Source organism: uncultured Veillonella sp. (assembly GCF_934190855.1).
In the GTDB taxonomy this organism is placed as follows: Bacteria; Bacillota; Negativicutes; order Veillonellales; family Veillonellaceae; genus Veillonella.
In genome coordinates this window covers 1-5,896 of record NZ_CAKPTN010000102.1, presented here as the reverse complement: position 1 = coordinate 5,896, position 5,896 = coordinate 1, and the positions used below count along the sequence as shown (strand labels likewise).

Below are 5,896 nucleotides of genomic sequence, written 5' to 3'. Positions count from 1 at the left end.
CCTAAGAAGGCCACGAGAGGAACGATATAATCATAGCCAGGGAATAAAATTAATACAATAACGCCGGCAAGACCCGCACCAGAGGATACACCTACAATTTGTGGATCTGCCAGTGGGTTTTTCATAACCGCTTGCAAAATAGCACCAGAAACAGCAAGACAGGCCCCTACCAAAGCAGCCACAATATTGCGGGGCAAACGAATATTCCAAATAATTTGTGAAGCCGTATCTGTTAATTCATCAGACCATAACGTTCTCCATATCTCTGCTAGCGATACAGCTGTTGAACCCCAGATAAGAGATATAATCATACAAGCTATCACTGCAATAAGTAAAACAATAATAACTGATAAACGAAAGGCCTTTCGTTCATTAATAGACGCCATACGAACCCCTCTCTAAAAATATACAGTAAAACCCGAATCGCAGAACTACAAAAATACGATTCGGGTTTTGTATTATTTAGACTCTTTGCCTTCTACGAAGAGCATGTCATTGCGTTTTACGTTTGTGTAAAGCAATGCATTACATACGGAAGCAGCGATTGGGCTACCACCTTTGTTACCTTTTACAGTGATGTAAGGAACTGGGGATACTTCCATTAAATAGTCTTTGGATTCTGCAGCACCTACAAAGCCTACAGGGATACCAATGATAAGAGCAGGTTTAACGCCTTCTTCGAGGGCTAAACGCAATACTTCGTATAATGCTGTTGGAGCATTACCGATAGCTACGATTTGGCCTTCTAATTGTTTACCAAATGTACGCATAGCTGCAATAGAACGAGTCACGCCTAATTCTTTAGCCATTTTAGCTACATTTTCGTCTTTGATTAAGCAGTGTACTTCGTTACCGCGAATTTTAAGAGCTGGTTTAGAGATACCTGTGCGAACCATTTCCACATCTGTATAAATATCTGCACCATTATCTAATGCTTCGATACCTTTTTGAACAGCATCAGGGCTCATTTTTACGAGTTGAGCGTATTCAACATCACCAGAAGCATGTACTGTACGAGATACTACGCGTACTTCATCATCTGTTAAACCCAAATCTTTTACATAATCGTAAATGATTTCCATACTTTTATCTTCAATGGCTTTAGGATTTTTAACGTAATCCATTAGTGTCCTCCCATAATTTGAAAAATTCATCATTAGATGATACCACGTGGCTTTCAATCTTAACACGTGGACGATCGATAACAATAACGTGGATACCAAGATCCATTGCGGCTTGTAATTTTGTATCAGCACCACCCACAAGGCCAGAGTTTTTCATAACTACAACGCTCGCCTTTGTATCGTGGAACATGATGCGGTTCATATCGTAAGAGAAAGGACCTTGTACAGCAACAATGCGTTTTGGACTTACATTGAGGTCTTCCATCATTTGTAACACCTCTGCGGTAGGTAAAATGCGGGTCCATACTTCGCAATCTTGCAAGGCTTCAGATTTAGCAAAGATGTGCATTGTTTTACTACCTGTAGTCAAATATACATGGTTATTATTTTCCTTCGCTAATTTGCCTGCTAGATTGGCTGCTTCTACTTCATCTACTACGATATGTAATTTATCATAGTCTGGTAATGGCACCTCTTTACGTTCGAAACGAACAAAAGGAATACCTTCAGCTTTTGCTGCATCTTGAGCCGTAGCCGTAACGATAGCAGCATACGGATGGCTTGCATCGATTAAAAGGCGCACATTGTGTTTCTTAATTAAGTCTTGCATAGCCTCTTGGTCAAGACGGCCCGTATGTACGGTAATGCCTTTATGGGCAGCAAGCTCTGCACCATATTGGCTAACCACCGTAACAAGCACATCTTCGCCAGTTCGTTTTTGGATTTCTACCGCTAAGGTACGACCATCCAAGGTACCGGCAATGACCCAAATCATAATTTGTAGCCTCGAGGTGTAATCATGCGACCATTTTCAACATAGGTTTGGCTGTTACCGATGATAACAAGTGTTTGCATATCTACTTCTTCTTTTGTGAAGTTTTCAAGGTCAGAAATTACCATTTGTTGACCTGGACGACCTGCTTTTTGCACGATACCAACAGGTGTTTTAGGATCGCGGTATTTAAGAACGATTTCGCGCACTTCATCTAAGTGTGTAACACGTTTTTTACTGCGTGGGTTGTACAAGGAGATAACCATGTCACCTTGTGCACAAAGGTCAGCACGTTTTTTAATAAGATCCCATGGAGTCATTAAGTCGCTCAAGGAAATAACTGCAAAGTCATGCATCAAAGGTGCACCCAATACAGATGCTGCTACGTTTACAGCGCTAAGGCCAGGTACGATATCTACGGAAGGACGTTTTTCTGCTGGTACTTTATTAGCAAGTTCCAACACAAGACCTGCCATGCCGTATACGCCAGAATCACCAGAGGATACTACAACTACTTGATGGCCTTCTACGGCTAAATCAACTGCTTGTTGGCAACGATCTACTTCTTGCATCATGGCAGTACCTACAGTCTCTTTACCTTCGATAAGGTCTTTGATCAAGTCGAGGTATGTCAAATAACCTACCACGCGGTCAGCTGCTAAGATAGCTTCGCGCGCTTGAGGCGTCATAAACTCTTCATCGCCAGGGCCAATGCCGATTACTTTGATGTTACCTGTGCAATGGCTACCGTTGTTTTGGGATAAATTGTTTTGTGCTGTATTAATGTTCGGCTCTTGGCCGCTAGTAATGCCGTTGTCTCGCATACGTTTCCTACTCCTATAGTTCCTTTTACAAAATTAGATTCTTTTAATTCTTCTTGTTCAATGAGTGGTGCCATCTCATCCTGTGTATAGAACACGATAGGCCACCCCATAATTTGCATAGCCTCTAAGAGACCTACTTCATCTTGTTTAACGATGACCGATGCAGCCGTTACAAGGCTCTTTGGTGAAAGCTTATGGGCTGCCAAAGATTGTTGAATGGCATCAAGAATCAATTCCTTTGGCGTATCACGACGACAGCCTATGCCCATCGTATACGTACGAGGGCGCAAAATCAATTGATGACTATACTCGGTCATTACTTTGTCCGTAATGACTACGCGAGAAGAACCCTCTTCAGCGCTTTCATTCTTACATGGAATAAAATCTAGTTGCTCCAAAGAAACAACGTGAACCATACCATGTTCACCAATATGAGCTTTCGCTGCTTGTTCTAAATGCTCTGCATTCGATAAGCTTTCATCGATATAATAATCAACCTGTTCTCCCCCAACGATGGCAGAGTTCACATTGATTAAGGTTTGAAAATCATCTACCAACAGATGCTCGTGGCGCGCCAACACGTCAGGCGCTGGCAATCCGTTTACATCCGTTGCGGTTGTAATGACGGGGTCCGCATCGATGGCCAGCGAAATGGACTGCGTCCATTCGTTGGCGCCCCCAAGGTGACCAGACAGTAAGCTAATCACGTGATGTCCCACTTCGTCCATTACGACTACAGCAGGATCCTTGGATTTATGCTCAATATACGGGGCAATCATGCGCACTACGATACCGAGTGCCATAATACACAGTACTTGGTCGTAATCCTTGAAAATCTGTCCAATATGGTTTTTGAGGGAATCGAAATAAATAGCCTCACCACCAGAGGGACGGTTTTCCTTTTCAAAGCAATCCGCATGGGGTGCCACCAAAGACTTGATACGTTGACCTAGCTTTGCACCTCGTTCAGATACAGAGAGAATAGCCGTTCTATTCTTCTTAGCTCCAGTCGTAGATGCAACAGTTTCTAGTTCTTTCATCATACTAGTCCTTAGCACTGCGGTACATGTGAGCAAAGCCTTTGTCGTAAAGTTTAGATAATTCGTATTCACTATCTAATACATGGCTTACTACGATCATAGCTTGGCGCAATACGCCCTCTTTCGCTACGATGTCCGCAATAGTTTCCAATGTGCCGCGGATAATGCGTTGGTCTGGCCAAGACGCTTTTACCACGATAGCCACTGGAGTCGTTTTATCATAACCGCCCTCGATGAGTTCAGCTACAACCTTATCTAACATTTGAACGCTAAGGAAAATACACATTGTCGCTTCATGGGATGCTAACATGCGCAATTTTTCCTTTGGAGGCATTGGTGTACGGCCTTCCATACGCGTAATAATTACTGTTTGAGATACATTTGGCAATGTATATTCTTGTTTTAAAGCCGCTGCTGTAGCAAGGAAAGAGCTTACACCTGGTACGACTTCATAGGAAATCCCCATGCCAGCTAGTGCATCCATTTGTTCTTGAATAGCACCGTAAATAGCAGGGTCACCTGTGTGAAGGCGAACTACGCTTTTACCAGCCTCAACAGAGGCTTTCATAACAGCCAATACCTCATCAAGGTTCATAGTAGCACTGTTATGGATTTCACAGCCTGGTTTACAAGCCTCTAAAATAGCAGGGTTTACCAAGGAGCCAGCGTAAATAACAACGTCTGCCTCTTGCACTAAACGATACCCTTTGCGAGTGATTAACTCAGGATCTCCAGGGCCTGCACCTACGATATGTACGTCAACCATATTACTCTCCTTCTGCGATACGCGTTGCAGATACAATGAAAATTGGACTCAATGGGTCTAACAAATGATAGGGACCAGCCTTGCGGTAACGGCTAATAGACATTTGGTAACCTTCATAGGTGAAAGGACGACCTTTCAACTCTTTAAGGATTGTGTAGCCAGTTTCCATTGTTACAGCTGTTACAACTAGACGTCCGCCAATTTTTAAAAGACGTTGCGCCTCGTCCATAATGCCTGTCATACCGCCAGCGCTGCCGCCAATAATAACCGCATCAAGCTCAGGCAATTCTTCCATGCCTTCAGGAGCTTTGGACTTGATAACTGTCATATTATTTACATTGAATTTCTTCATATTTTCATTGATAAGGTCGATGCCTTTATCAAAGCGCTCAATCGCATATACATGCCCTTTAGGAGCTGCCAAGGCTGCTTCAATAGAAATAGAGCCTGTACCAGCACCTACGTCAAGGACGATGCTATCCTCCTTGATGCGTGCTTCGTTCATAACGGCTTTGCGAATCTCGCATTTCGTCATCGGCACGTCGCCGCGGATAAATTCCTCATCAGGAATTCCGAAAAAATGTCTCATCCTAATACCACCATTACAGAATGACCAAAGCCTTCAAGCTCAGTTAACACCTCTAGCGTGGAGTCTACAATTTTTTCATCATCATAGCTCAAGCGCTCAAGGGCTGCCGCTCTCGTTTCTTTTGGCCAACCTGCATCTATTAAAATACGCGCAATATGCGCTGGATTATATTCAGGATCCGTTAAGAACCCCATCTTTTTACCTGCTTCATACACGAGTTTTTCAGGCGCCGGTTGACGACCGTGAAAGCTCATTAAATCCGCATCATGCCACACCTCATTGAGTCGAGCGAAGGCAAAGGTCATAGAACTAATGCCTGGCACAACCTCAATAGGATTAGCAGGGAATTTTTTCTTTAAATATGGCAACAAGCTATAGTAGCCTGTATCGCCGCTAACCATAACTACTACATCATGGTCGTTGAGCTCACGCTCAATTTGCTCAGCTAGTAAGCTAAGCTTGCCTGTTACAGGATATGTAATTTGGCCGGGCTCCTGAAAGTCCTCTAAGGACCGTTCACTACCTACCAATACTGTGGCATGTTTAATTAAATTAAGGCCTCTAGGCACCACATAATCAGGATTACCTGGACCAATGCCTACGATATACAAGGTATGTGCCATTGTTCAAGCTCTCCTATCTCTTTAGCATGCTTATCCATTGCCAAAATCTCACCTTTTAAGGTGGTAATGATGATACCTACCTCTGCCTCATTAGCAATATATCGCTCACTACGTAGAGATGCACGATCTACAACGCGTTGGTATACACCATTCAGTCC

Annotated in this window: 8 protein-coding genes and 1 pseudogene; all 9 read right to left on the bottom strand. The window is 43.3% G+C overall.

The features are described 5' to 3' along the window. The coding region (locus Q0F90_RS06610; protein WP_296004267.1) for an iron chelate uptake ABC transporter family permease subunit at window positions 1–386 on the bottom strand (386 nt) is incomplete at its 3' end. 72 nt (window positions 387–458) lie between these two features. Then, complete coding sequence (locus Q0F90_RS06605) at window positions 459–1,124, bottom strand: precorrin-8X methylmutase (RefSeq protein WP_296004266.1); 666 nt, start codon at window positions 1,122–1,124, stop codon at window positions 459–461. Continuing rightward, the gene (gene cobK / locus Q0F90_RS06600) at window positions 1,111–1,899 is read right to left on the bottom strand and encodes a precorrin-6A reductase (RefSeq protein WP_296004265.1); all 789 of its coding nucleotides are present in this window, start codon (window positions 1,897–1,899) and stop codon (window positions 1,111–1,113) included. The genes Q0F90_RS06605 and cobK overlap by 14 nt, the downstream gene beginning before the upstream one ends. After that, window positions 1,896–2,585: a precorrin-3B C(17)-methyltransferase gene (gene cobJ, locus Q0F90_RS06595; protein ID WP_009351748.1), complete on the bottom strand. Its 690-nt coding sequence runs from the start codon at window positions 2,583–2,585 to the stop codon at window positions 1,896–1,898. Before cobJ ends, cobK begins: the two co-directional genes overlap by 4 nt. Window positions 2,586–2,614: 29 nt before the next feature. Next, window positions 2,615–3,760 carry a cobalt-precorrin 5A hydrolase gene (locus tag Q0F90_RS06590; protein ID WP_296004268.1) on the bottom strand — a complete coding sequence of 382 codons (1,146 nt, stop codon included), beginning with the start codon at window positions 3,758–3,760 and terminating at the stop codon, window positions 2,615–2,617. A gap of 4 nt (window positions 3,761–3,764) precedes the next feature. Then, on the bottom strand, window positions 3,765–4,526 hold the full coding sequence (cobM, locus tag Q0F90_RS06585) for a precorrin-4 C(11)-methyltransferase (RefSeq protein ID WP_004697358.1): 762 nt from the start codon (window positions 4,524–4,526) through the stop codon (window positions 3,765–3,767). Window position 4,527: 1 nt separating this feature from the next. Then, window positions 4,528–5,115 (bottom strand): precorrin-6Y C5,15-methyltransferase (decarboxylating) subunit CbiT, encoded by a 588-nt coding sequence (gene cbiT / locus Q0F90_RS06580; RefSeq protein WP_296004264.1) that lies wholly within the window; start codon window positions 5,113–5,115, stop codon window positions 4,528–4,530. Further along, a complete protein-coding gene (gene cbiE / locus Q0F90_RS06575) occupies window positions 5,112–5,738 on the bottom strand; it encodes a precorrin-6y C5,15-methyltransferase (decarboxylating) subunit CbiE (RefSeq protein WP_296004263.1) in 627 nt (208 codons plus the stop codon). The genes cbiT and cbiE overlap by 4 nt, the downstream gene beginning before the upstream one ends. Continuing rightward, window positions 5,714–5,896, bottom strand: a pseudogene (locus tag Q0F90_RS06570) (cobalamin biosynthesis protein CbiD); the annotation flags it as partial. The pseudogene Q0F90_RS06570 and the gene cbiE, both read right to left, overlap by 25 nt.

Bases quoted from the DNA above. Each gene is read 5' to 3' on its own strand.
- Q0F90_RS06605 (WP_296004266.1), bottom strand. From the start codon at position 1,124: ATGGATTACGTTAAAAATCCTAAAGCCATTGAAGATAAAAGTATGGAA.
- cobK (WP_296004265.1), bottom strand. From the start codon at position 1,899: ATGATTTGGGTCATTGCCGGTACCTTGGATGGTCGTACCTTAGCGGTA.
- cobJ (WP_009351748.1), bottom strand. From the start codon at position 2,585: ATGACGCCTCAAGCGCGCGAAGCTATCTTAGCAGCTGACCGCGTGGTA.
- Q0F90_RS06590 (WP_296004268.1), bottom strand. From the start codon at position 3,760: ATGAAAGAACTAGAAACTGTTGCATCTACGACTGGAGCTAAGAAGAAT.
- cobM (WP_004697358.1), bottom strand. From the start codon at position 4,526: ATGGTTGACGTACATATCGTAGGTGCAGGCCCTGGAGATCCTGAGTTA.
- cbiT (WP_296004264.1), bottom strand. From the start codon at position 5,115: ATGAGACATTTTTTCGGAATTCCTGATGAGGAATTTATCCGCGGCGAC.
- cbiE (WP_296004263.1), bottom strand. From the start codon at position 5,738: ATGGCACATACCTTGTATATCGTAGGCATTGGTCCAGGTAATCCTGAT.